The following is a 26,114-nucleotide window of genomic DNA, read 5'->3' as shown; positions in this document are numbered from 1 at the left end:
ATTATGGTTTCAAATGCGGATTCTATTGAAAATTACAGTAAGAATATACAGAAAGCAATCAAGGCTCTCCAGAGAGGTGAAATGATCCTGCTTTTCGATCTTGAAGGCCGTGAAGCTGAGACTGACTTCACCATTGCTGCAAATGCAGTTACACCTGAAGATGTCAGGTGGATGCGTAAGGATGCAGGCGGACTCATTTGTGTTGCTCTTGATTCTGAAGCATCAGAGAAACTTGGTCTTCCATTTATGGCAGACATAATAAGGGAAGCTAATCAGTGTAGCACAGCACTCAACAAGATCGTGGAAAAGGGCGGAGATCTCAAGTACGATTCACGTTCATCTTTCTCAATATGGGTTAACCACAGGGATACACGCACCGGAATTCCTGACAATGACAGGGCTCTTACAATCAACAAACTTGGTGAGATCGTCGAGAAGACACTCAACGGTGAAGATGTTCATTTCGGAACAGAATTCAGAACCCCCGGTCATGTTGCAACCCTGCGTGCTGCAAAAGGACTTGTCCATGAACGCATGGGTCAGACAGAACTTTCCATTGTTCTTGCAAAGATAGCAGGCATAACTCCTGCAATGGTTGTTTGTGAGATGCTGGACGATGAAACCGGCAGAGCTCTTGAAAAAGGAGATGCAAAGCAGTATGGTAAAGACAATGACCTTGTCTTTGTTGAGGGCGAGGAAGTCATTGAGGCTTACGATATCTGGCTGAAGTCCCAATAACTATTTTTTAATTAATTTAGAGTTTCTGCCCTCGGAAACACTAAAATACTGTAATGTATATCTAATTACAATCCTGCGGGATCGTAGGGTAGCCTGGTCCATCCTGTTAGGCTGGGGGTCTAGCGACTGGAGTTCAAATCTCCGCGATCCCACCAATTTCTACGTTAATTCATGTGGTATTACACGTAGTGTTATACCTCGTCTCGCGCTCCAGAAGCGTCATCTGGGTTGCAAATCTCCGCGATCCCACCAATTTCTACGTTAATTCATGTGGTATTACACGTAGTGTTATACTCGGTTTCGAAATCAACAAGGATCATCTGTTTTAGATGATCGAACCAAACCCTGATTCTCTTTTCATATTGTATTGTAGTTTTTCATTTCTGAAATATCTGCGCAACAATTAATAAAATACATATAATATACTGGATATATACAATTCTTGAAATATTAGCGTGGATTGTTCTAGTTCTTATAATCGCTAGCTTTCTACTTCATTCAAAATAGTGTATACTGTTTGTCATTTTACACTAAGTATAAAATAAGTTTTTACATTTACGGAGAGGATATTTTTGATAAAGGAACAGGCTAAGCATAATCGATTTTTCTTACTATTGGGATTAGTTCTACTACTCCTTCTATTTTCAGTTATTTCGGCAGGTGGAACCATAACCGGAGCTGTGGTACAAACGGTTTATGGTGATAATACAACTGAATATATGATTCCCACGTATTTGAATTTCACAGCAACTGAAGATGCGGATATTACGTCATTGAACATAACATGTCCAGACGGCATTGGTATAGATATCATTAGTACAGATAACTATACACTGAATGGTTTTGATAATGTGTCTTTAGGCAACATTACTTTCAATCAAAACGTACTTACAATCTCTAACGGTACAAATATTATTGTTCATAATAACACAGAATTTTCCATTAACATCTCTGATTCTGCAGTAGTATTTGATGACCAGTACCTACAAAATATCACTTCTACATTCAATCTTAACACTAGCGCAACAACCACAAGCGTACCAATTTATTTAACAATAGATGGTGAACCTTCTGTAATTCCCATAAATTTCACACAATCAGAAGAGACATGGGTTAAGAATGGTTCAATCCTTTCACTTAATGCAAGTATCAGTGATGCAGTTTCAGGCGTGTATAATGCCACAGTTAATATATCCCAGGTAAATGAAAGTGCAAGCTTAATCAACCTTGAAAATATACTTCCTGATTACTGGACAAACAGTTCATTTGTCATTAGTGCCATTGACGGCCGATATGACCTGCCTATTACTTCTTATGATAATGTATCCCATGTGAATAACAGTGCCAATTTTACTGTGTGGGTCGACAATACAGAACCAACAGTCACTCCAAATACATTTGGAGAAACACAAACATGGGTGAGCAACGGTATGGCAATTACATTGAATGCAAGCGTTGTCGATGTAAACGGTTCAGGTGTGTCCACAGTAACATTCGGCGGACCTGCCATAAATAACTCATATGGAGGGCCAATTGATCTTACGCTAATTGATGGTTACTGGATTAATAACAGTGTAATCGTAGGGGTAAGTGCTGAAGGGTCAACCAATGTGCCAATCACCGCAACTGACAATATGGGCAATATCAACGGAACTGTCGAATTCACAGTATGGGTCGATAATACTGAGCCTGTAGTTACTGCAATCTCCCCAACATCCGATGTTTGGATGAACAATGGTTCAACCCTCACACTTAATGTCAGTGCAATTGATTTAGGAGGCTCCAATGCAAGTAACGTAAGCAGTGTTACAGTCAATGTTTCAGATGTTAATGCAAGCACAACAGCAATCCTTACCAAAGTTGGTGAAACTGATTACTGGTTCAACGATTCACTTACAGCAGCTTCATCTTCGGAAGGACCTATAGATTTGCAGATAGGTGTATCCGATGACGCAGGTAATGTCAACAACAGTGTGAATATTACACTGAACATTGATAATACTGCACCGGTGCTTGAAACACAGGATCCGGTCTATCCAACATCACAGACGGCTGCAAAGGCTGGTGACACTATCATTCTTAATGTAACTGCGAACGACTCTGAATATTCAGGTCTGAATTTCTCTTCTGTGATGCTCGATCTCTCGGGCTTGAATGATAGTTTTACTGACTGGGTTCAGTTCAATTATGCAGACGGTGATGTTTTCACCAAATCAGTAATTATCAATAATTCTACTACTGGTACTGTCAATGTACCTGTAAAGGCATCTGACAATGCAACAAATATGAATCAGACAACGATTCAGGTAATCCTTGATAATACAATGCCTGAGTTCAGTTCTGTTAATCCGGTAATTGCAAATGGTACCGAATACCCTACAAGTATGTACTATTACTACGACAACACAACTGCAAATCCATCTGCTATTGTAATAGATGTGAATCTGACCGAAACAGCCCTCACGGTCTGGGGTAATTTTAGTGAAGTCGATGGAAATATCTCAGAAGTGTTTGCAACTGCTTCAGGGAACACGTATACTATTGCACATCCAATTGGCAACTCTGCAAATGGTAACGTCAGTGCAGGTTATGTAAGAAATGTGATAATTTATGCCATGGATGGAGCAGGTAACATGAATATCACAGACTCATCCACAGGACCTGATCCGTTCATTGCCCTTGTCAACGTAACTCCTGAGATGTTCGACCCTTCGCTTGGAGGTTCGACCACCAACTGGACCACAGAGATCAGTGATTTCACCAATGTCAGTAACCTTGTGTTTGAAAACGTAAACGGATCAATCAACTTCACAGCACCAGTGAATCTCTGTGATATGACTACGGTTTCAGCTCTTCAGAATCTTAGTACCAACATGCAGATTGCTGCAGCCAATATGTCACTTGACAGTGCAGCAGATGCACTTATAGCACTGAATGTATCCGCTGATCTGAGCATGTACAGCCTATCACAGTTCTCATGCGACCCCGGTATACTCATGGATGGTGTTCCTATAGTTCAGAGTGGAGCTACAAGCGGAGATACAGTAACAGGACTTGTATGGAACGATACCACAGATACCCTGACATTCAGTGTTTCCCACTGGACGTCCTATTCTGCCGATGGTATGGAACCGTTAGTGATCCCGATATCTCCACTTGGTACCGAGTGGTTGAACAACGGTTCACTGCTAAACCTCGCTGCAATCATCTATGACAGCGGCGAAGCCGGTATTAAGAACGCAACCGTTGATATCTCACAGGTAAATGATTCATCAATAGCTATTCTTGCAAACACGGAAGGGAACAACTGGACCAACAACTCAATGATTGTTTCCGCATCCAATGACGGTATTTTCAACCTAACTATAACCGCATACGATAATGTGAGCAATGTTAATGATTCCGTAAACCTGACAGTGAAGATTGATAACACTGCTCCGATAGTAAGTAATGTAGTAGCAGTTTATCCTTCAGAACATGATGCTGTGAACAGCAGTGGTGAGGTGGTATTGAACCTCACTGCAACAGATGGAGATCTCTCAGGTATCAACGCTTCGGCCTTAATGATCAATGTCTCCGGTCTTAACAGTTCACTTGGCTGGGAAACACTAAGTTCGGCAGGCGGTAACAACTTCACACTGTCTGTGAACGTCAATAATTCAAGTACCGGAACTGTCATTCTGCCGGTAAGTGTTGCAGATAATGCAACAAATGTTAATTCCAGTCAGACCATCTCAGTTGTTCTGGATAATTCTGCACCATTGGTATCAGGTATCTTGCCGGATGGTTCCGAGTGGCTTAAGAATGGTTCAAGCATCGATATCAATGTCTCAAGCACGGATGTTGGTTCTGCTGGAATGGATACAGTGGTAGTTGACACATCTGATGTGTCAGTTGCAAGCACAGCAATACTTGCCAACTCTGCTGGTAGCTACTGGACCAACAGTTCACTAACAGTTTCCACATCAAACGAGGGTTCTATCAACCTTACGGTAAGTGCCTATGATAACATCAGTAATGTGAATGACAGCGTAAACCTGACAGTGAATGTGGACAACACTGCCCCGATCTTCACCAATGCTGAAGCTGTCTATCAGTCAGGCACGAATGCTGTAAGCGATGGTGGAACAGTTGTACTGAACCTTACTGTTATCGATGGCAGCCTTTCAGGTGTGAATGCATCTACAGTAATGGTCAATGCTTCCGGTCTTAACAGTTCACTTGATTGGGAATCCTTCACCGTTGCAGGTGAGGATGATTACACACTTTCAGTCATTGTGAATAATTCAAGTTCAGGAACAGTTAATTTACCAGTGATGGCAGCAGATAATGCAACCAACTGGAACACCAGTGGCTCCATATCCGTTATCATTGACAATGTTGGTCCTACTGTAACTCCTGTTTCTCCTACAGGTTCCCAGTGGTTTAAGGATGGCGACGCTCTTGAGCTGAATGCTACTATTGTTGATACGGGAGTTGGTGTGAAGAATGCTACAGTTGATGTTTCAGATGTAAATGCATCATCACTGGCAATCCTTGAGAATGCAGGCGGAAACGACTGGTTCAATAATTCGCTCATAATCTCTGCGCCTACAGATGGTACTTTCAATCTTACTGTAGTGACCTATGACAATGCAAGTAATGTGAACGATTCAGTGAACCTCAGTATCAAGGTAGACAATACTGAATCACTTGTGCTTGATGCTCATACTGAATATGCAACCGGTTACACAGCAGTGAACAATGGATCAACCATTACACTCAATGCAACAGTTTATGATGCTTTTTCAGGTGTTTCAGGTGTAATGTCCATTGATAATGTCAGCAATATAAGTGCACATGACAATGTGACGCTGAGTCAGGTTTCACCAACTAATTACTGGAAGTACAGCAATCTTGAGATTGCCGGAGCTGAAGGAACATACCTGCTTAATGTCACAGCAACCGATGAGGCAGGCAATGTGAATGACAGTTCATCAGCGACCTTTGAGGTTATTATTGACAATACTGATCCGGTAATCTACAACCTGACACTGGGTACAGAAAGCCCAAGTTCTTATGGTGAAAGCATTGAGGTAACTGTGAACGTATCTGACAGTGGTAGTGGTATTAAGGGCGTCACTGCTGCAGGAACTGCACTTACAGATCAGGGCAGCAACATGTGGAACGGAACAATATCTGCAGGATATGGTGCAAATACTGTAACAGTGGTTGCAACAGATAATGCAAGCAATACAGTAACCAATACCAGTCTTTCATATACTGGCCCAACTGCTCCAGCTTCCAGTTCAGGCAGTAGTTCTGATGGTCTTTCATCAACGGTGCGTGAGGCTTACCTTGAATCAAAGAGCACTTACGAAGGAGTAAAGATCGTAACTCAAGAGTCTTCCGGAAAGGTCCTTTCTGATCCTGTAAAGGTTGTTTCAGTAGAACTGACCACGACAGATGTAATCGGTGTGGAAGTTGAATCTGAAGTTGATATTGATAAGATATCAGTTTCAGTTCAGAAACTTGAATCCAAGCCGGATAATATCCCTAACTCTGCACCGGGCAATGTTCATAGCTATCTTAACATCAAAGTAAGTGAAGTTGACTCTGATAACATTGCAGGAGCCAGCATTGCATTCAAGGTAGAGAAATCATGGCTTGAGCAGAATGGAATCTCAACAGATGATGTTGTACTTTCACATTATACGGGAAATGCATGGGATCAGCTTGAAACTTCTGTTTCAAGTAATGACGGTGAGTACGTTTACTATGCTGCTAAGACTCCAGGTTTCTCTACCTTCGCAATAAGCACCCGATCAGATTCTGAAGATAACTATGTTGCTTCAGGAGATAAAACAGGTTCTGATTCGGATTCAGGAGCTTCCGAAAGTGAAACTACAGGTGATATACCTGACACCGAAGAAGACAAAGGAATTCCCGGATTTGGAATCCTCCTTGGAATAATGGGTATTTCAATGGTAGCAGCATTAATGCGCCAGAAGAACAGGAATGAATGAAGGTTTTAAACCTTCATTTTCTATTTTTTAAATTGATATTTGTGCTTGCAATCTTTACAGATTCGTATTTTTCAATAATTAACTTCTGAATTACGGAATCAGAATCTCATCAATTGCATGAATAATCCCATTGCTGCATTCAATATCAGCTTCAATGATAGTTGCAGTGTCGACTTTAATTCCATCTTTTACGGTAATCTTCAGTTTGTTGCCACTGAGTGTTTCCAGTTCGGTAAGTCCTTCAAGGTCTTTTGTGGTGTATTTTCCTTCAACGATGTGGTAGTTGATAATTCCCAGAAGGTAGTCATGATCATCAAAAGATTCATCAATGACGTCATCAGGTATTGACTCAAAAGCAGATTCTACCGGTGCAAAGATTGTGAAAGGGCCTTCGTTGCTGTATTTGCTCACGAGCTTGAGTTTCTCTGCTGCCATCATCAGGGTTGGAAAAGAACCCTTTTCCTTTGCTGTTGCTATCAGATTCTTTAGTTCAGCCATTGTAATCCTCCAAATTCTCTTGTTATTCTACAATTATGTCTTTTTATGATAAATACTGCGTGCACACAACCTGCAAAACCCCTTGATTTCCAGTCGAAATTATTAATACCTACCCTTGCCAACTTCCATAAAGGTGGTATAAATAGCTCCGATAATTGTGGCCACAGACCTGAAAAAGTCTTACAAGGACTTTGTAGCAGTTGACGGCATTAGTTTTAGTATTGAAGAAGGCGAAATGTTTGGATTTCTCGGACCCAACGGAGCAGGTAAAACAACCACAATGCGAATGATACAGTGTGTATCTCCAGTAACTGGAGGCTCTCTGGAAGTGCTGGATATGGACGTTTCCAGACAGCAGCGAGAGATAAAATCACTCATGGGAGTTGTTCCTCAGGAAAACAATCTGGATGGAGATTTCACGGTCTATGAAAATCTCCTTGTGTATTCCAGATATTTTGATATCCCTAAAGATGAGGCTGAAAAGAGAATTGAAGAACTTCTGGATTTCGTTCACCTTCAGGAAAAACGTGATGTAATGACAGAAAGCCTGTCAGGTGGAATGAAACGCAGACTTGTACTTGCAAGAGCATTGATAAATCGGCCAGATGTCCTTATCCTTGATGAACCGACTGTCGGACTAGACCCACAGGCACGTCATCTGATTTGGGAAAAGCTCAGGAATCTAAAAAAGCAGGGAGTTACCATCGTTCTCACTTCCCATTATCTTGACGAAGTTGAAAAGCTCTGTGACAGGCTTGTGGTAATGGACAATGGCAAAATCCTGGTTGAAGGCAGTCCAATGGGAGTAATCGAGGAGTTCATAGGTTCAGATATCATAGAAGCAGAGAACAATCCTGAACTACTGGAATGCCTCCGGCAGAAAGAAGCAAAATACGAGGTCATAGGTGATATTGTCCACATCTATACGGATAATGCCAGGGAAATATCTGAAATCCTTCTCATGGAATGCTCTCTTTCAAAGATAAGTGCAAGGCCGGCAACACTTGAGGATGTATTCCTCAAACTCACCGGCAGGAGTCTGAGAGAATGAACCCGGTAGATTATTTCAGGATTCCCTCTGTAAGTTCAAGGTCGTTTAAGGTCTGGCAGAGGAACAAGGATGTTTTCATGAAGGACATTAAACTGAACTTCCTGCCTCCGTTCCTTGAACCTATATTGTACCTACTGGCTCTTGGTTTCGGACTTGGGAAGTTCGTAGAGAGTATCGACGGAGTTCCTTATGCCCGGTTTATAGCCCCTGCACTGATTGCAGTTTCAGTAATGTATGCATCCTTTTTCGAGTGCAGTTACAGTTCTTACGTCAGGATGTACTATCAGAAAACATTCGATGCCATCATTGCAACCCCGCTTACCATAGAGGATGTGATTGCAGGGGAGCTGCTGTGGGGAGCTACCAGAAGCATGATAAATGCTACAGTTATGATACCTGTGATAGCACTGTTTGGTCTGATTGACCTGAAGTACTCTCTTCTGATTATACCCTTCGCTTTTTTTGGAGGATTACTCTTTGCAGCCATAGGGATGTGTTTTACAGCCATTACACCAAATATTATGTCTATCAATTATCCGGTACTGTTATTTATCACACCGATGTTCCTTTTCAGTGGAACATTTTTCCCACTCAGTGCACTTCCTGTTCCACTCCAGTATTTTGCAACGGCCTTCCTTCCGCTGACCCATATTGTGAATGTTATAAGGACTCTTTCATTCGGGGTGCTGAGTTCATCTCTTATCTTTGATGTTGCATGGGTTTTGTTTGTTGGCGTGGCTCTGCTGGTTCTTTCAATAAACCTCATGAAAAGAAGATTGATAGTATGAACATACTTCTACTATGTAAAAATGCAAAATTATAGGTTAAAATCTCTAATTGAATTTAATCGATGAAAAGCCTGCTATGCAACAGCATATATGATATAAAGCTTCAATATATGTAGCGATAGTTTCATAAAATAAATCATCAATTGGTGTAGCAATGAAAAAAAATTTTGTCCTGGCATTGTTCATTTTAGGTACCATACTTTTTACATCAGGTTGTGTAGATGACCTTGTGGCCATAGATGGGGATACTACTCAGAATTTATCTGCTTACGAGTTTGAACTTTTCCTCAACAATAGTTATGATAATGGTACTTTCATTCCAACTAATACTTTCTATCTTTCAAAGGACGGTTCTGCGAAGGTCGTTTCTATTCTTGAGAATGAATCTGTCATACAGGTAATTTTACTGGAAGACCTCAGTAACCAGAACAGCGAAACTGTAAGCAATGTAGTGGTACTTGGTGATATCTCTAATAATACCAATGCAACGCCGGAAAACTTTGAGTATTTTGCTTCCATGAGCTCGCCTTCAGATATTAATTATACAATATCAGATGATGTGATCAGAGGGCAGAAGTACTTATACATAACATTTGAAGAGCCGGTTACAGGATTTGTAGCTTATACAATGACCACAGCTCTTGGTCAGGATTTTGTCTATATCACAACGCCACCATCAGTTGTCCGATATGTTCTTCCCGAAGGCTATACGACTGGTAATTCCCTTATCGGAAAAGTGAAACCTACACCGAATGAGATTTATTATGATTCAGATGGAAGAGAGAATCTGGTCTGGACAAACGAAGTAACTACAACCAGTTTCCTGAGTTTGCTGGGGGATTATTCATCAGAGGATGACTCATCTATTGAGCCAATTCCAAAGCTCATCAGCGTGAAATTCTATACAGAAAATGCTCCAAGGGATCTGACAATAGCTGCCGGAGTGCTGGGGATCGTTGCTCTCTCAGTATTATTGAGATTCAGAAATCAAAGGAAAAAGCTGGAAAAAATACGCAATGAATTTGAAAGCCAGTTGTCAAATCCAAAAAAGAAAAGTAAGAAATGAAGATACGTGAATGTTATCTTCGTTCAGCTTATTTTCTAATATCTATTTTACCGGGAATTCAAAAACCAGCCCATCATACCCAAGCGGATACTCCTTGATGGCTTCCTCATGTGGTGCAAAAAAGTGGCTTAGGTGAGTGAATATGACTTCTTTTGCTCCAATCTCGTTTGCAAGGTCAAAGGCTTCGTCGGTATTCATATGTTTTTTGACCTCGACTGTGGGAGGCACAATGGCATCTGCAATAAGGAGATCTGGTTCCATGATTAAATCAATACTTTTCTGTGGAATACCTCTCTGGGTGTCGCCTGTTATGACAACTTTCGTGTCGCCTTCCCGAATCATGACTCCGATGGATTTCTTCACTGGAGGGTGTACTACCTCAAAAAGTGTGAATTCAAGCCCGATGAGATTGAAAGGCTCGTACATTTCTCTCTCATGCTTTTTAGGATGAAGGAATTGCAGATAGTCTAAAATGTATTCCAGTGTTTCAGGCAGTCCGTAAACATCAACATTATACTGGACTCTGTGGAATTCCGCAAAACCTGCAAAATGGTCATAATGGCCATGTGTCCAGATTACTCCGTCTATGTGTCTTGTTCCTGCTTTGAGTAACTGGTACCTGAGGTCAGGTCCGCTGTCAATAAGGACAGTTCCCTGCGAAGATTCCACAAGGACTGCAAATCTGGTTCTCTGGCTTTTAGTACCTTTCAGTGCATCCTGGCATGTGGGACAATTACAACCTATAACAGGGGTCCCGGTAGCGTCACCGGTACCCAGAAGTGTGATCTTCATGAATTGTATTCTTCGTATTCGTTTGTCTTGATGATAGCTCTCTCATCAAATGATGCTACTGCATTGAGCATATCCTTTTGTGTGAGTTCCATTCTCTCTGTTACAAGTGCGCTAAGAACTCCTTCGCGGATAACCATTCTAAGGTCGGAACCACTGTATCCGTGTGTGAGTGCTGCAATCTCTGCGGTGTCAAAGTCACCTTTGATCTCCTTTGTGACAATGTCAAGGATCTTCTTACGCATGTCAACATCAGGCAGTGGGAACTTCATGATCTCATCGAAACGTCTCCATGCCGCAGAGTCAAGCATTTTCGGGTGGTTGGTTGCTGCAAGGAGAAGTACCCCGTCGGTTGTAAGACTGATGTTGTCGATTGCTTTGAGAAGTGTGTTTACAGCTCTTTTTAGAGCGGCATGCTCATCGGATGAACGTGTTTTTGCGACAAAGTCGAATTCATCGATAAAAAGGATGCATGGACTTAATTTTTTAGCCAGGGTGAATACCCTGTCGATGTTCTTTGCTGTTTCTCCAAGGTACTGGTCGGTAATCATTGAAAGCCTGACTTCAACGAAAGGAATTGATAGATGTTCAGACATTGCCTTGGCAAGTGATGTCTTTCCGGTACCGGGTGGACCAACCATGAGAATCTTTCCAACATCATAAAGTCCGATATGTTTCAGGTAATCACGATACTGAATGGCCTTCACGATTTTTTTAGTTTCCTCTTCCTGTTCATGTGTGAGGACAAAATCCTTCATTGTCTGCTGGATGTCTTCCGGCGCACTGATCTGTGCCAGTTTGAGCATATCAGGTCCGCCTTCCTCCTTCTCGATCTCAGCTATCAGGGATTCGATCCATTCCCTGTCAACTTCCTTTGGCCTGACCTTTGATTTGGCGGTGTCGTAATCTGCTCCTTCTGTCTTTTTTTCCTCATAATAAAAGGCAATTGCAGGGTTGTGTGAAATTCTCTCCCTTTCCTCGTCCTTTTTCTGGAACCATTCAGCACCGATGTCAAGTGCTGTGATCCTGGCAGAGAATTCCTTGTCATCAATGTTGACAAAAGGAAGTGATTTCAATTTGCTATCAATGCTCTGTTCACCGAACATCTTTTCGATATCTTTGACTGTGACCCTGATGGGTTTTGGAACTGTTTTATGGTCTCTGCTCCAGTAAAACTTGCGTATCTCCTTGGGCAGGTCACTGGCATCCATCTGTGGATATTTGTTGTATATTTGCGCTGTCAGAAGCAGTTCCACAATATCAAGGGTTGTATCGGACATAATAATACCTTATGAAGTCATTTTTAAAGGAATTTAAGTTTTTGGTAATCGTTGAGACATTCTATATTATACATCTTTTTAGATATATTTTTTGTATTATCCCCATGAATATATTTGTGTTACATATAACCCAAATTATCGAATTAGCTTTGAATTAAAAAACATCATACTATTCTGATAAGATCCTTTGATGGTGAGTACAGTTCTCCTGCCATCAGCAGTTTTTTGATAATATCATCGAACTGCTCTTCTCCAACATCCATTTTCAGAGCTTTCTCTTTCAGTTCATTCAGGTTCATCCGGTTATTATTTTCCACCAGTATGCTGATTATCAGCTCATCTGCCTTCTTCTTTTTTTGTGGCTTTCTGTTATCGATGAAACAGGCAGTTTTTTCATCAATTTCATTCCCGAATGTCTGATGCTTCTGAAAATCTTCTGCGAAAGCATCCAGCGATTTTCCCTGAGTCCCGGTTCCTGATAGTTGGGCCTGTATCTGAGTTCTTACCGATATCGCTTCTTCAAGATCATCTGATGAAAAAAAGACACGCAGCTTCCTGACGTTCAGGCTGGCATTGCATCTCTGGCAGCGTGTTGTCTTGCTGTTGCCAACTTCAATTATCTGTGCATGGTCCCTGCATTTGGTACAGATGATTACTCCGTAGGTCATCGGCAACTTTTTAGTATGTATTCTATAAATAATAGTGCTCATAGAAAGTGAAGCATAATCCATGCGTTCAGGTGTGCATATAGTGAAAGATGTTGTCATTAGAAGAGCAGAGTTACCGGATATTCCGGCTATTGTAGAAATAGAGGATTGTTCTTTTGAGGTTCCCTGGCCTGATTTTCTTTTCAAGGCCTATCTTAATAATCCGGGATTTGTAGTCTATGAAAATGACGGAATACTTGGTTATGCAATAGTCGGCATCTCGGAGGACAGAACCAGGTCACATCTGCAGAGTATAGCTGTTCATAAGGACTGCCGCCGTCAGGGAATCGCTACAAGGTTGCTTGACTGGTGCATTGACCTTGCAAAGCTATATGGTTTTGACAGAATGACTCTTGAGGTCAGGGAGAAAAATGTTGATGCACAATTGTTTTACTCTGAGAACGGTTTTAAGGTTGAGGGCAGGATGGATGGTTACTATATCGATGACAACGCCATCATAATGGGCAGGGATATCTGATATGACTTGTTTTTTCTTTGTTTATTTTCCAAAACGTCTCTGACGCTTCTGGAAATCCCTAATGATCCTGATTATGTCGAGTTTCCTTATACTGCGCCAGTCCACATCGGTAAAATAATATTCAGAATAAATAGATTGCCAGATAAGGAAATCTGAAAGATGTTTTCCACCTGAACGGATGAAAAGGTCTGGTTCCTGTTTGATCGTAAGGCGGGATTCAATATCCTTTTCGCAGATCTCGGAAGGTTTAATCTTTCCTTCCTTCACGTTTTGGAGTATATCTTTAACAGCGTTTGTAACTTCTCTTCGTCCGCCAAAACCGACTGATACATAGATCTGAAAATCCTTCCATTTTCTTTCAGAACGTAGCTCCCCATTTTCTCCGAATATCTGGTATCCGGTGTTATGGGAAGTTTTTGTGAAAAATTCATTGAGCTTTGTTATAAGTTTCTCTATCATCTGGGATTTGAGTGTCTCTTCGGTGTCAAGGACATCAATGTAGATACTTGTCATTTTGATGCCTGTCTGTTTGCACCATGTGACATAATCCCTGAGCTTCCTGAAACCGTCTGCATAGAGCAGATCAGTCTCGGAAATAACCAGAGAAACGTGTTCTGGTATGGGATATTTACTGATCTGCTGCATCAGGTGTTTTTCGTAGAGAGATGTTACAAAGCTCATGTGAGTCTGATGTCTATATTAGTCTTAATATTATTTTAAATGTGTTTTAAAACACGGATTTAGTTTTTGACCGGGCTTTGATCTGGGTTTTATTTTGCAGTGGAGACTATCTTGACAACATCGCCGTCGTTGAGTTCGTGCTTTTCACCTAAGCGCATCTTTGTTTTTGCGTCCACTGCGTAGAGGAATCTGTCTCCGATGTCAGAGTGAACCCTGTATGCAAGGTCATGAGCATTTGATCCTTTCTTCATGAGGAATGCATCTGGCAGCATGCGTCCGTTCTTGTCCTTCCACTTGCCTTCATCCTCTACAGGATAAACGATGATAAGGTCAAGAAGGTCGAATACGGCGCTGTTAATGCACTTCTGTACGCCTGTACCTTCGGTTTTTTGTATGAGAGTACGTACGTTCTCAAGTCCTTTTTTCTGCGCAGGGCTGAGTTCTTCGGAGAGTATGGTGAAGTCTTTGTCTCCAGGTTCGTATTTGATGGCCTGTCCTTTGGATGCGGAACGCAGTGCAAGTTCTGCGGCTGCACTTGTGGGCACGACTATTTGATCAAGTGCCTGAAGATTTGTGATATTCTCAGGTGGTGCTACATCCATTTTGTTTGCGGCGATTATCATTGGTTTGCTAAGTGCACGGATGACGTCACAGAAGTGAATTATGTCTTCTTCGGACCACTTGGTGAGGTGATTCCTGTCCAGTTTGCACTGGCTTAGTGCTTCACTGATGTGCTGCTCGTTTACTCCTGCTCCCATGAGCTGGTCTGCGAGTATGTGTTCGATGTTAAGCCCCTCTGCCTGAATCTTGCGTGACAGTTTTGTCCAGTTTCTCATGATAATGCTGTGAATCCACATTGTGAGTTCGTGGTTGAGAAAATCTATGTCTCCAAGCGGGTCATGGTCTCCGATATCCCCCGGGTTGCCTTCAATATCTGTTGCACCGGAGGCATCAATTACGTGAATGATAGCCTGTGCCTGACGGAGATCATCAAGGAAGGCGTTACCAAGTCCACGTCCCTGGTGTGCGTCAGGAACTAGTCCGGCAACGTCTATGAGTTCGATTGGTACGTAACGTATGCCATCGCTGCAGTTGCCACAGCGTTTGTCACGGCTGACACAAGGACATTCTGCTTTTACGTAGGTGACCCCTTTGTTAGCATGGATAGTTGTGAATGGGTAATTAGCAATTTCAACATCTGCAAGTGTTGCAGCCTTGAAAAAAGTGGATTTGCCTGCATTTGGCTTCCCTGCAAGTCCTATTGTCATTGACATGCTTAGTAATCATTCTTGCAGCATTTAACTTTTATTGATTGCACCCATATCTCTTTTAAGGAGCAGTATCTTATTCTCTTACAACCAATAATCTTTATATGGCAGAAAGACATTAGTGCATGAACCCCCCAATGTCCCGGTAGGGTAGTGGATATCCTTGAGGCCTGCGGAGCCTTAGACCCGAGTTCGATCCTCGGTCGGGACGCTTTTTTCTTATTGTTGAGAATGTTGAGTTTTACTTTTACTTCCAATGAATATTCGGTTTACTTATATACAATTTTTAACATCTCTAATATATGCAAAATTTGGATATTGATTTCTACATCAATGAAGCTGAAGAAATTGAAAAACTATATGATGATTTGTTGGTGGAAACTGCAAGAGAAGTAAAAGGATTTAATGTAAATGCTCCTTTGCAAATAAAATGTGAAGCCAAGCTAATAAATAAACCTCTCCAGCGTAAGCTACTAAGAAAATATGAGATTTGGTATGAAAGCTGTAGACAAATAGTCCACATGTATGCAGATAATCAAAATACCAAGAACTATGAACTGTTTTGTAACCACTACAATCGTATTAAAAAAAATAATTGATTTAAATGTAATTTCCTTAACTACTTCCAATGTTTATGATGAAGAAAAATACTTGAAGTATGAATTCATCGAAAATTTCGACATTCAAGTTAATATTTTGCATACAATAATCCCTACACTCAATTTAACTAAAAACAATTACAAGAAAGTAGTTTCTGCCGATGTTTTAAATTCAGAACTTGATGAAGCAGAAATGCTATACGAAAATGAATTCATTAGACCAGCTGGAATAATTGCTGGAATTGTTCTTGAAAGGTACTTGAAAACATTATGTGAGATAAATGGTATTGAGCTAGAATCAAAAGATACTATGGTTCCAATAGCCCAAAAAATCCGTATATCTGACAAATTACCTGATTTTGATTTATCGATGTTTAAGGCGATAGACCATTTAGCGAGTTTGAGAAACAAATGTGCGCATCCTAGAGAAGAACCTAAAAAACACGAAGTAAGAGAATTGATTGACAAAACAAAGAAAATAACTTTTATGGCATTTTCTTAAAAAACTATTAATTACTAATTTTGTTAAAATTAGTAATTAGATTTAATTACTATTAATTACTAATTTGTACTAAATTAGTAATTACTATCTAGAGGTTTATAATGAGGATTCCTGAAGCTCCTCCTGAATTAAATGATTCGTCTTTGCAGAGCATTCTGCATTATATTAATAATGCTGACGTAAGCGCGGCTACAAAAAAATACAACAATCGATATCTATATTGGTCTGAATTTAAACACAAAACGATTCCTGATTTTGTCACACATGAACAACTATGGTTACTGCTTAAACTAAGCAGGGGTTTAGGCTCGGAGCAATTAAAAATCAGTGATATTCCTGGATTTCAACTTAGTTATTATTTAACTTCTGATATTCAGGAAAAATTGCATAATTTTGATTTGAATTTAGGTGGTACTCTTGAAAGTCAGAACATTATTGGAAAAGACCATCAACAGCAGTATTTGATGAATTCGATAATGGAGGAAGCAATAGCATCAAGTCAATTGGAAGGTGCAAGTACTACACGGCAGGAAGCAAAAAAAATGCTGATGCAGGAAAGAAATCCAAAAGACAAATCAGAGCAGATGATTTTCAACAACTACAAAACAATTAAGAAATTATCATCAATGAAAAACGAAAAAATGACCATTGAATCGATACTGGATATTCATAGCTGTATGACAGAAAATACTCTGGATGATCCGGATCACATAGGTGTATTTCGCAAATCAGATAACATCTATGTAATTGACAACATGACCGGTGAAATTGTACACACTCCGTTGGAGCATATTCATATTTCACAGGTTATGCAGGATATATGTGATTTCATAAACAAAGAATCTGACGATGATTTCATTCATCCGATAATTAAAGCAAGCATATTGCATTTCTTAATAGGATATATCCATCCCTTTGTTGATGGTAACGGAAGAACAGCAAGGGCATTATTCTACTGGTACTTACTTTCAAAAAATTATTGGTTAATAGAATATATGTCAATATCACGGATGATTAAAGATTCTCCTGGGCAATATTCTCAGGCTTATCTATATACAGAACTTGATGAGAACGACGTAACTTACTTCATAAATTATCAATTAAAAACAATGGATAAGGCTTTCAAAAGTTTGAAAGAATACATCTCAAGGAAAATAGAAGAAAAGAACAAGTTATATGATTTCAAGAAAATACCCGGTATAAATGAAAGACAATCTTACATTCTAAAATGGTTGTCTGATGACCCTAAGATGACTTTTACAATAAAAGAGATAGAAAACAGGTTATCTGTTGTGTATCAGACTGCTAGAACTGATATATTGGGTTTAGAGAAACTGGGTTTATTGGAAAGAAACAAAGTTGACAAGAAAAAAATTCTATTTTATCGTTCAAACGATTTTACCGACATTCTCCGAAAATTACAATAATCTATTATAAATTATACGTCAATTATGTGTTTTTAGTGCTATTTCATTCAACAAAATACGATGCTAATGGCAATGGTTCTACAAGTTACAGAACATGCATCACTGTTTGTTCGTGATTCACTTTTTCACTCCTCCCAAAAGAATATCTATCTTCAACTCACAATAGATTTTACGATGTTTGAGTCAATAAAGTGCCGTGTTAATCCTTTAATTTCAACACATCTGTTTGCTGCACACTGGAAAATAACTGACTGGGTGTTTTATTTTCTATTAGTTCCGGCTCTACTCATAGCTATATTTGAGCTTCCGGCTGGTATAAAAGAAGCTTATTTCATATTGACTCCGTCTGAGATTACGCCTTACTCGTTCTTCCTTTCAAACTATACTCACAGCAACCTGCCACACTTTATAGGAAATCTCATCTCTTATCTGGCGGTATGTTTCCTGATATTTAATTTTGAGACTAACAAGCGCAGTTTTCATATGTATTCCTTATTCATGTTCCTGCTATTGCCATGGATAATATCAGCAGTATCTCTGGAAATGATCGGTTTTCAGACCACATTTCAGGGATTTTCAGGAATAGTCAGCTCTATGTTTGGCTACCTGACATATGCCATCTATAAATTCCTACATAAATTCTGTTGCAAGCACATGAATCTTACATTCCTGTTCCTGATCATCGTAATGAATCTCTTATTAGTTCTTGAGAACATATCCTCACAGATTTTCCAGTACTCACTCATAATAACATTTGCTCTTATTCTGGTCTTTATGCAAAAAGACGTTATCATCGACGTGGTCCAGACACGCTTTGATATCAGAAAATGGCTCAAAAGAATTCCTTATCTACAGAAAACCTATCTGCTAATGATATTTTTAGCCGCCATCAATTTCCTGTTCATTCTTCCTGATCTGGTGCCACAGGAGCTCATGCAGAATGGAGCCTACGTAAATTGGGTTGGTCATTACACCGGTTACTTTTTCGGGATATTTGTTCCAATAATCATTGGCATTTGCTCTAAAAAACTATCCTGAATATGAAACAAAAACAGGCAGCAAGTCTAAAAGTCCAACTACCTACAGCACCCGTAAATATTCTTCTTCCGGAATCTTCTCGTGATATCAATTCACAAAAAGAAGCTCTTTGAGTTTCTGAACAAAACTCTCATTGGAATGGTTCTCGCACTTTTCTTTAAACTGCAAGAGAAGAGTCTGGATTTGGGCAGGAGGATGGTTGTCGTAAAGTTGCTGCATAGCCTCAGAAATGCATGCATAGCGACATGGAGTACAACAGTTTTCCATGTCATCCTGAATCAAAGCTACGTGCCTCTCGGTTTTCTCATAGCTATGATTTTTCATATCTATCGATACAAAATCTGGCATGTTAAAAACCTCTAATAATCAGATTGGTTTATGTGTATTTATCGATTGTGTATTTGATGCGCTTTAATAAAACTCCATGCCTGTCAGCGCTTATTTATATACAACTTTATCCATTTTCTTATTATGGTTAGCCCGGATATTGATACCTATATTCAGGAAGCTGAAAAAATCGAAAAAATGTATATGGCACTTCTGGACGGCACCACACAAAGAAGGATAAAACGTATCGATGATGGTTCAACCGGCATGCAAAATGTCGAATACAGAATTTGCGTGATTAACTCCAAAAATGAGCTACTCCAAACCACTCTCCTTGAAAAATACAACTTATGGTATGATGACTGCCAGCAACTCATTCAGAAATACGCAGGTCATATCAGGAATGATAAATACGAATCTTTCACAGAACTATATAGCAGGATACTAAACCTGATCAATCTGGAAGATTCTGTCAGGAAATCCAACGAGCGAAATCATCTGAGAAAGGAATTCATTGCCTGTTTTGATTCTCAAGTCAGTATTCTTCATTCGATTGAGCCAACTGTTGTTTCATCAGTCAATAATCAAAAAAGACAGGCAACAGCAGATATTGTTAATTCGGAACTTGAGCATGCTGAAATGTTATATCAGCAAGGTTCATTCAACCTGGCCGGTGTTTCTGCTATCAATGCTCTTGAAATATATCTCCATTCATTGTGCGAAGAAAATGATATTGAAACAGAAGATGAAGACACTATTCCTTCAATAGTTGAGAAACTTCATGAATCCGGCAGGGTACATGAATTTGATCTCGAAATGATCGAAACAATAGAATACCTCGTATCACTTGGGGACAAATGTCTGAATGCAGATGAAGAGTTACAGGAAAATAAAGTAAGGGAATTAATGGATAAGATTACGGAAATAACATTTCTGGCATTTTGCTGAATCTGTGCTCACATAACCAATTCTCTCTATTTTTCTCTGTTTTTGGAATCTATATATTCCACAGTACTTCACCGGGAGTACAGTTATATATTTTTAAACAAATAGTAATATGCAAGGGAAAGTTCCTGTGTACGACTGAAGATAGATTCTAACAGTACGAGAAACATGGATGCAATAACCTTCGACGGCTCATGCACGCCTAATCCGGGAGGATGCATGGGGTTAGGTTGGGTTGTGACCTTGCAAAACAACTCATTCTCAATCCTCGGAAACGACCACCTTGAGAAACAAACCAGCAATAACGCTCTTTTTGCAGAATACCTTGCCCTTAAAAAAGGCATGCTTGAATATGTCAAAGCTGATGGGCAGGGTCCGCTGACCGTAATGGGAGACAGTCAGACTGTGATCTACCAGATGCGTGGCATCTATCCGATAATGGATGACGAAATATGGAACATCCACCGGGATATCACTAATATCATCAGGGAATATGAGCTTGACATTCATTTCCGCTGGGTTCCAAGGATGCAGAACAAGCAGGCTGACAGGCTCTCAAAGACCAAACATAAGGTCAGGATCGAGTATCCAAATGACCGTGAATTTATTATCGATGTCAGAAATTCTCCTGCAATTGGTAAACTGAGAAAGAAGATCGCTTCAATGAATGCGGCTCCTTTCCCGACAAATGCCATGTATAAGCGGCTTCATGTCTCCATCAGGGATGTCCTTTCGGACAAAGACCTTTTTGAGCTTCGGGAAATGGCAGGGGAAAAAGCCACAAAGATGTTAATCGAAACCTTCCCTGGAAAGCGTGATAAAAATAAATACTATCAGGCACAGGCGCTTCGCTGGATGCTCAGAGGACTTGCTGTTGACCTGGCAATCAAAAAAGTGAAGTTCGATATCAACAACAAGAAAATAAATGGTAACCGACGCACTTTGCAATCTAAAAATAAGAATCCTCCTGCAAAAAAGAAAACAAGGTCTTCAAGTGGTGCCAAGTATTATTTGAACAGAAGAGCTTTTGCTTTTTGAAAATCTGTTCAATTTTCTTTTTTAAAAGCCCATTAAATATTATGACTTGATTATTATTTTGACATTAGAATTTTGTTTACAAAGAGTTATATCTTATTGTATCTTATAGTAATGTAGCAGGGGTTATAGCGGGGCTTGTCATACTGTAATACATGACTGCAAAGAATCGTTCGTTGGTACGTATGTAGTGTACCAAAGCGAAAGTGATTCAAAATGTCATTTATAAAAGATATCAAACATGTTTTACTTCTCTATGTTATAGGTGACACCCTCACAACATTGTATGCACTTCAAACAGGAAATTTCTACGAAGGAAACCCCATATTGTCCAGTATATTTGGCATGTATGGTGCTACTTCACTCATTTCTCTAAAAATAGGTTTTATGTTCCTGCTTTATCATGTGTATAAAAACGCAGACAGATATTACTGGAACATTACACGACACACGGTAGCATGTATCGGTTTTCTTGCAACTGCAAGCAATATGATATCGGTAATTAGCTACTGGTGAATGAGTTCTCAGCTCTTCAGCAAAAGGAAAATGAACATAAGTATTCCAAGCAGGAATATTGCACCAATCAACATAATGGCTTTCTGCCTTTGTGATTCCTCTTCCGGTGTCATTGATAAAGGTTCAGGATTGTATTTTTTTTCAAGATACAAGCCTAATCCGATTCCCAGAATAAGTCCTATGGCTGGTCCAATAGCTACTATTCCCAGAACGATGCCGATAGGAATCCCAAGTGGAAGACCCATAACCATTCCTATTGGCAGAAAATGACCTTTTGGATATCTTTTTTCCTGCATAGCTTAAAGTCAAGATCAAAACTATAAATATTCTGCTATACTTTCATCGTAAAAACAAGGCTGATTTCTATTGATTCTACCGGATCTATATGTCTATATAGAAACCCGCATCAGAATGTTTTTATATAATAAATATAGATAAATCTTATTACTTAAGAATTGCTCTATAAACGTAAATTCGAGGGGAATTTATGAAGAAACAAGATGTGGAAATGTTTGATGAGTTTAAAGCAATGTTCAGTAGATATATGGAAACAGACGATCTTTCCGAACAGGAATTTGAACTCAGATGCAACATGATCAATTTCGTAAAATCAGCATGTATACAGTCCATGGTTTCATACTGATACAGTAATGAAAATCCGCTATCAATAGGCATTTTTCTTAACAAAGCAACAGCTATCCACTAATTTCTGGAAAATGCTGGCTTTGTGTTCCTTTAGTTCTTTTGCTCTACTTTTTTCCAGTTTTTAAATAACATATTCAATAATATTTTTCAGGTTAAAACAAGGATAATCTTCATATCATTCCTTATATATGATAGTGTCAGAAAAAAGGCCGATATGCGGTAACGATATTAGTAAATCAGAAACTTATTAAGCTAATTGGTTTTACATTAAATCCCTGCAATCTGACGGATGATACAATTATGAGTTACAAAGTAGGAATTATGGGTGCTACCGGTGCAGTAGGTAGAGAGATTATTGAAGTATTGCATGACAGGAATTTCCCTGTTGAAGAACTAAGGCTCTTTGCTTCAGTAAGAAGTGCTGGCAAAGTAATGGAGACGCCATTCGGGGAAATCACCATTGAGAATGCCGATGAGGCAGATTACTCTGAAATGGATATTGCATTTTTCGCAATAAGTGGTGGATGGAGCCAGGAGAATGCTGAAAAAGCAACCAGTGCAGGCTGCTATGTAATTGACAACAGCAGTGCGTTCAGGTATGATGACAATGTACCTCTGGTAGTTCCTGAGATCAACGCAAATGCTATAGGTGATTCAAAACTCATTGCAAACCCTAACTGTACAACTGCAATTGCAGCTATTCCACTATATGCACTTCATAAAGAATACGGTGTGAAAAAGGTAATTATCAGTACCTACCAGGCTACAAGCGGAGCCGGTGCCGCAGGTATGAGCGAACTTACAGAAGAGACCCGCAATTACCTTGAAGGCAAGGAAGTAGGAAACAAGGTATTTGCTTACCCGATCGCTTTCAATGCAATTCCACATATTGACAGTTTCCAGGAAAACGACTATACCCGCGAGGAAATGAAAGTCGTCTGGGAAACCAGAAAGATCTTCTCTGAGCCGGACATGCCAATAAGCTGCACATGTGTAAGGATCCCAACCATGAGGGTACATGGTGAAAGCATTGTTATTGAAACTGAAAAACCTGTAAACCCTGATGATGCAAGAAAATTATTAAGCTCCGTTGAAGGCATCGTACTTAAGGATGATATTGCTAACAATGTATATCCGATGCCAATAACTGCTACAAAGAAATACAACGTGGAAGTTGGCAGGATCAGACAGAATCTTGTGTTTGGTGACCACGGCCTCGAATTCTTTGTATGTGGTGACCAGATTCTCAAAGGTGCAGCTCTCAACGCTGTACAGATTGCTGAGAAGCTCTGAATCATAAAGTCATTCAGCGATGCATTTATGCATCACTCCACATTTTTTTATTTGAATTATTTTTAGGGTTATTGTTGTCTAATAGGCAGTAATTCTTATCTGTTTTCAGATCATAGTTTTATCCGGGTTTATTCTCACGGGGTTAAAGTATGAGCATGCAGGAAATCGACATATATATTGAAAAGATAGAAAGGAACGACCTTCGATCATCCGACATTCCGTTAATTCTCAAAGCATTGCGACAGGATGCAAAAACAGGGCAAATAGAGCTTTCTAAAGATGATATTCATCTTTTTCAGGTTTACCTGTTCTTTTTCCAACAACTGGAACTGGCTAACAGGTCTGCATCGTCAGATGTTCATGCAGGCGACTGGCGTCCAGTAGTTGATGATTTCTCGATGCTAAAGCAGATGATGGATGAAATGGAAAAAAGGAAGGTCATAATAAATGTTTCATGGAATGCAGGTGGTATGGCAATCTATGATATACCCGATGAGATAATTTACAAGAACCATCTCTATTATATGGTACTTGCACATTTAAACAAGCTTTATGGGAGAAAATAATCTCTCAAACTTGACTTTATATTATATAATTGACCGATAAGCCTGTCTTTATTTTCATTCTTATTTTTGTGTTGACAGTTAAAATCTAAGCGGTTACATTTATATAGAACCGCCTGCATTTAGATTGAGCAGTACCATAGAGAGTACTAAAATCAAACTAATGTTTACTTCTAACTTACAGAACATTATGATTATTAGGAGGTTAAAAATTGGCAGGACAGTCTTACGCTTCAGGGAACAGAAACAGGGCCCGTGCAAGGGATGCACAGAGCATTAACATCCTTGCAGGAAAAGCAGTTGCAAAAGCAGTCAGGACAACACTTGGTCCTAAAGGAATGGACAAGATGCTTGTTGACGGACTTGGAGATATCGTCATCACAAACGATGGTGCTACAATTCTCAAGGAAATGGACATCGAGCACCCAGCTGCAAAGATGGTGGTCGAAGTTTCAAAGGCACAGGATGACGAGGTTGGCGACGGTACAACAACCGCAGCAGTACTCACAGGAGAACTCCTTACAAAAGCAGAAGAGCTTATCGAGAAAGGTGTTCACCCAACAATTATCTCTGGTGGATACAGACATGCAGCAGAGAAGGCTGTTGATATCTTAAAGACCATTACGATCGATGTTTCCCCGGACGACAGGGAAACCCTGAGTAAGCTGGCAAAGACTGCTCTCACAGGAAAGGCTGCAGGCGAATACAAAGACTTCCTTGCAGACATTGCTATCGATGCTGTTCTTTCAGTTGTCGAAGAGACCGATGAAGGTATCAAGGTAGATGTTGATGATATTACAATCGAGAAGCGTGATGGTGGCAGTATTCTTGAGTCTGAACTTGTCAAAGGTCTTGTAATTGACAAGGAAAGAGTCAGGCCAAACATGCCAAGGAAAATCGAGAATGCAAAAGTTCTCCTTGCAAGCTTTGCTATCGAATTCCAGAAGATCGAGAAGAGTGCAGAGATCAAGATCACCTCACCTGACCAGATGAACCTGTTTGTCGAGCAGGAAGAAAAAATGGTCAAGGAAATGGTTGACAAGATCATTGCAAGTGGTGCAAATGTAGTATTCTGCCAGAAAGGTATCGATGACCTTGCACAGTACTACCTTGAAAAAGCTGGTGTCTACGCATGTAGAAGGATCACAAAAAGCGATCTTAAGAAGCTGGCAAGAGCAACCGGAGCAACCCTGTTCCAGGATGTAACTGACATCAGGCCAGAAGACCTTGGTGAAGCTGAAGTTGTGGAAGAGCGTGAACTCCACGGTTCAAAGATGACCTTCTTGCTTGGATGTAAGGAAGCTAAGACTGCTTCACTCATTCTCCACGGTGGCACTACACACATCGTAGACAGTCTCAAACGTGCACTTAACGATGCACTCTGTGTCATTGGTGTAGCACTTGAAGACAAGAAGATTGTTGTAGGTGGCGGATCCACTGAGATCGAGCTAGCGCTCAGACTCAGGGAATATGCAGCAACACTTAAGGGCAGAGAGCAGCTTGCAGTCGCTAAGTTCGCAGAAGCACTTGAGATTATTCCACAGACACTTGCAGAAAATGCAGGTCTTGACCCAATAGACAAGCTCATTGACCTCCGTGCACAGCACGAGGAGGGCAACAAGAACATGGGCCTTGATGTTTACACCGGAAAGGTAGTAGACATGTATGAGAATGATATTCTTGAACCACTTAGAATTAAGACTCAGGCAATTAATGCAGCAACCGAAGCAACAGTAATGATTCTCAGAATCGATGATGTTGTGGCTGCAAGCGGCAAGGGCGGCGCAATGCCACCAGGTATGCCACAGCCTGATATGGATATGTAAATCTTTTTTGTGCAGGATTTTCCTGCACAGCAATTCTCTTTTTATTATA

At 40.1% G+C, this 26,114-nt stretch carries 25 protein-coding genes and 2 tRNA genes; 19 read left to right on the top strand and 8 right to left on the bottom strand.

Features of this window, described 5'->3' with window-relative positions; all coding sequences use genetic code 11:
* Positions 1-3: 3 nt before the first annotated feature.
* The 3 genes from ribB (at position 4) to FKV42_RS04810 (ending at position 6,743) form a co-directional block, all read left to right on the top strand.
* Complete coding sequence (gene ribB / locus FKV42_RS04820) at positions 4-738, top strand: 3,4-dihydroxy-2-butanone-4-phosphate synthase (RefSeq protein ID WP_154809108.1); 735 nt, start codon at positions 4-6, stop codon at positions 736-738.
* A 77-nt stretch (positions 739-815) separates the two neighbouring features.
* Positions 816-893: transfer RNA gene (locus tag FKV42_RS04815), tRNA-Pro, on the top strand.
* Between the two features lie 525 nt (positions 894-1,418).
* Positions 1,419-6,743 carry a PGF-pre-PGF domain-containing protein gene (locus FKV42_RS04810; RefSeq protein ID WP_154809107.1) on the top strand — a complete coding sequence of 1,775 codons (5,325 nt, stop codon included), beginning with the start codon at positions 1,419-1,421 and terminating at the stop codon, positions 6,741-6,743.
* Positions 6,744-6,833: 90 nt separating this feature from the next.
* Here FKV42_RS04810 and FKV42_RS04805 read toward each other — a convergent pair whose 3' ends face one another.
* Positions 6,834-7,241, bottom strand: coding sequence for a fasciclin domain-containing protein (locus FKV42_RS04805; RefSeq protein ID WP_154809106.1), 408 nt, complete (start codon positions 7,239-7,241; stop codon positions 6,834-6,836).
* A 157-nt stretch (positions 7,242-7,398) separates the two neighbouring features.
* Between FKV42_RS04805 and FKV42_RS04800 the strand changes: the two genes are divergently transcribed.
* From FKV42_RS04800 to FKV42_RS04790, 3 genes are all read left to right on the top strand, one after another.
* Positions 7,399-8,292 carry an ABC transporter ATP-binding protein gene (locus tag FKV42_RS04800; protein ID WP_230375500.1) on the top strand — a complete coding sequence of 298 codons (894 nt, stop codon included), beginning with the start codon at positions 7,399-7,401 and terminating at the stop codon, positions 8,290-8,292.
* Positions 8,289-9,080, top strand: coding sequence for an ABC transporter permease (locus FKV42_RS04795; protein WP_154809104.1), 792 nt, complete (start codon positions 8,289-8,291; stop codon positions 9,078-9,080). Before FKV42_RS04800 ends, FKV42_RS04795 begins: the two co-directional genes overlap by 4 nt.
* 154 nt (positions 9,081-9,234) lie before the next feature.
* Positions 9,235-10,146 (top strand): DUF5803 family protein, encoded by a 912-nt coding sequence (locus tag FKV42_RS04790; protein WP_154809103.1) that lies wholly within the window; start codon positions 9,235-9,237, stop codon positions 10,144-10,146.
* A 42-nt stretch (positions 10,147-10,188) separates the two neighbouring features.
* Here FKV42_RS04790 and FKV42_RS04785 read toward each other — a convergent pair whose 3' ends face one another.
* The 3 genes from FKV42_RS04785 to FKV42_RS04775 all read right to left on the bottom strand — a co-directional run bounded on the left by FKV42_RS04785 (position 10,189) and on the right by FKV42_RS04775 (position 12,883).
* Positions 10,189-10,938 carry an MBL fold metallo-hydrolase gene (locus FKV42_RS04785; RefSeq protein WP_154809102.1) on the bottom strand — a complete coding sequence of 250 codons (750 nt, stop codon included), beginning with the start codon at positions 10,936-10,938 and terminating at the stop codon, positions 10,189-10,191.
* A complete protein-coding gene (locus FKV42_RS04780; RefSeq protein WP_154809101.1) occupies positions 10,935-12,215 on the bottom strand; it encodes an ATP-binding protein in 1,281 nt (426 codons plus the stop codon). Before FKV42_RS04780 ends, FKV42_RS04785 begins: the two co-directional genes overlap by 4 nt.
* Positions 12,216-12,379: 164 nt before the next feature.
* Entirely contained in the window at positions 12,380-12,883 is a 504-nt protein-coding gene (locus tag FKV42_RS04775) for a DUF5817 domain-containing protein (RefSeq protein WP_154809100.1), read from the bottom strand.
* An 82-nt stretch (positions 12,884-12,965) separates the two neighbouring features.
* On the opposite strand from FKV42_RS04775, the gene rimI reads away from it, so the two are divergent.
* Positions 12,966-13,400: a ribosomal protein S18-alanine N-acetyltransferase gene (gene rimI / locus FKV42_RS04770; protein ID WP_230375498.1), complete on the top strand. Its 435-nt coding sequence runs from the start codon at positions 12,966-12,968 to the stop codon at positions 13,398-13,400.
* A gap of 21 nt (positions 13,401-13,421) precedes the next feature.
* Here rimI and FKV42_RS04765 read toward each other — a convergent pair whose 3' ends face one another.
* Together FKV42_RS04765 and FKV42_RS04760 are read right to left on the bottom strand one after the other, a co-directional pair.
* On the bottom strand, positions 13,422-14,081 hold the full coding sequence (locus FKV42_RS04765) for an undecaprenyl diphosphate synthase family protein (protein ID WP_154809098.1): 660 nt from the start codon (positions 14,079-14,081) through the stop codon (positions 13,422-13,424).
* An 89-nt stretch (positions 14,082-14,170) separates the two neighbouring features.
* The gene (locus FKV42_RS04760) at positions 14,171-15,355 is read right to left on the bottom strand and encodes a redox-regulated ATPase YchF (RefSeq protein ID WP_154809097.1); all 1,185 of its coding nucleotides are present in this window, start codon (positions 15,353-15,355) and stop codon (positions 14,171-14,173) included.
* Between the two features lie 133 nt (positions 15,356-15,488).
* Here FKV42_RS04760 and FKV42_RS04755 point away from each other — a divergent pair.
* The 5 genes from FKV42_RS04755 (at position 15,489) to FKV42_RS04740 (ending at position 18,915) form a co-directional block, all read left to right on the top strand.
* Positions 15,489-15,560: transfer RNA gene (locus FKV42_RS04755), tRNA-Arg, on the top strand.
* A gap of 91 nt (positions 15,561-15,651) precedes the next feature.
* Complete coding sequence (locus FKV42_RS13995) at positions 15,652-15,948, top strand: hypothetical protein (protein ID WP_196214052.1); 297 nt, start codon at positions 15,652-15,654, stop codon at positions 15,946-15,948.
* Entirely contained in the window at positions 15,902-16,450 is a 549-nt protein-coding gene (locus FKV42_RS04750) for a hypothetical protein (protein WP_196214051.1), read from the top strand. The genes FKV42_RS13995 and FKV42_RS04750 overlap by 47 nt, the downstream gene beginning before the upstream one ends.
* Before the next feature lie 101 nt (positions 16,451-16,551).
* A complete protein-coding gene (locus FKV42_RS04745) occupies positions 16,552-17,877 on the top strand; it encodes a Fic family protein (protein ID WP_154809095.1) in 1,326 nt (441 codons plus the stop codon).
* A gap of 174 nt (positions 17,878-18,051) precedes the next feature.
* Complete coding sequence (locus FKV42_RS04740) at positions 18,052-18,915, top strand: hypothetical protein (protein WP_154809094.1); 864 nt, start codon at positions 18,052-18,054, stop codon at positions 18,913-18,915.
* An 87-nt stretch (positions 18,916-19,002) separates the two neighbouring features.
* Here FKV42_RS04740 and FKV42_RS04735 read toward each other — a convergent pair whose 3' ends face one another.
* The gene (locus FKV42_RS04735; RefSeq protein WP_154809093.1) at positions 19,003-19,263 is read right to left on the bottom strand and encodes a hypothetical protein; all 261 of its coding nucleotides are present in this window, start codon (positions 19,261-19,263) and stop codon (positions 19,003-19,005) included.
* 123 nt (positions 19,264-19,386) lie between these two features.
* Here FKV42_RS04735 and FKV42_RS04730 point away from each other — a divergent pair, with 123 nt between their 5' ends.
* The 3 genes from FKV42_RS04730 to FKV42_RS04720 all read left to right on the top strand — a co-directional run bounded on the left by FKV42_RS04730 (position 19,387) and on the right by FKV42_RS04720 (position 21,738).
* Entirely contained in the window at positions 19,387-20,190 is an 804-nt protein-coding gene (locus FKV42_RS04730; protein ID WP_154809092.1) for a hypothetical protein, read from the top strand.
* Positions 20,191-20,355: 165 nt separating this feature from the next.
* Positions 20,356-21,225, top strand: a complete 870-nt coding sequence (locus tag FKV42_RS04725; protein ID WP_154809091.1) for a ribonuclease HI family protein — start codon at positions 20,356-20,358, stop codon at positions 21,223-21,225.
* Between the two features lie 213 nt (positions 21,226-21,438).
* Positions 21,439-21,738, top strand: coding sequence for a DUF5658 family protein (locus FKV42_RS04720; protein WP_154809090.1), 300 nt, complete (start codon positions 21,439-21,441; stop codon positions 21,736-21,738).
* An 8-nt stretch (positions 21,739-21,746) separates the two neighbouring features.
* Here FKV42_RS04720 and FKV42_RS13990 read toward each other — a convergent pair whose 3' ends face one another.
* Positions 21,747-22,034 carry a hypothetical protein gene (locus tag FKV42_RS13990; protein ID WP_196214049.1) on the bottom strand — a complete coding sequence of 96 codons (288 nt, stop codon included), beginning with the start codon at positions 22,032-22,034 and terminating at the stop codon, positions 21,747-21,749.
* Between the two features lie 191 nt (positions 22,035-22,225).
* On the opposite strand from FKV42_RS13990, the gene FKV42_RS04710 reads away from it, so the two are divergent.
* From FKV42_RS04710 to thsA, 4 genes are all read left to right on the top strand, one after another.
* Positions 22,226-22,381: a hypothetical protein gene (locus FKV42_RS04710; RefSeq protein ID WP_154809089.1), complete on the top strand. Its 156-nt coding sequence runs from the start codon at positions 22,226-22,228 to the stop codon at positions 22,379-22,381.
* 302 nt (positions 22,382-22,683) lie between these two features.
* The gene (locus FKV42_RS04705; RefSeq protein WP_154809088.1) at positions 22,684-23,676 is read left to right on the top strand and encodes an aspartate-semialdehyde dehydrogenase; all 993 of its coding nucleotides are present in this window, start codon (positions 22,684-22,686) and stop codon (positions 23,674-23,676) included.
* A 149-nt stretch (positions 23,677-23,825) separates the two neighbouring features.
* Entirely contained in the window at positions 23,826-24,242 is a 417-nt protein-coding gene (locus tag FKV42_RS04700) for a hypothetical protein (protein ID WP_154809087.1), read from the top strand.
* 209 nt (positions 24,243-24,451) lie between these two features.
* Positions 24,452-26,065 (top strand): thermosome subunit alpha, encoded by a 1,614-nt coding sequence (gene thsA, locus FKV42_RS04695; protein ID WP_154809086.1) that lies wholly within the window; start codon positions 24,452-24,454, stop codon positions 26,063-26,065.
* The last annotated feature ends 49 nt before the right edge of the window (positions 26,066-26,114 follow it).

It is taken from the genome of Methanolobus vulcani (assembly GCF_006546655.1).
GTDB classification, from domain to species: domain Archaea; phylum Halobacteriota; class Methanosarcinia; order Methanosarcinales; family Methanosarcinaceae; genus Methanolobus; species Methanolobus vulcani_A.
This window is presented reverse-complemented; position numbering and strand designations above follow the sequence as displayed.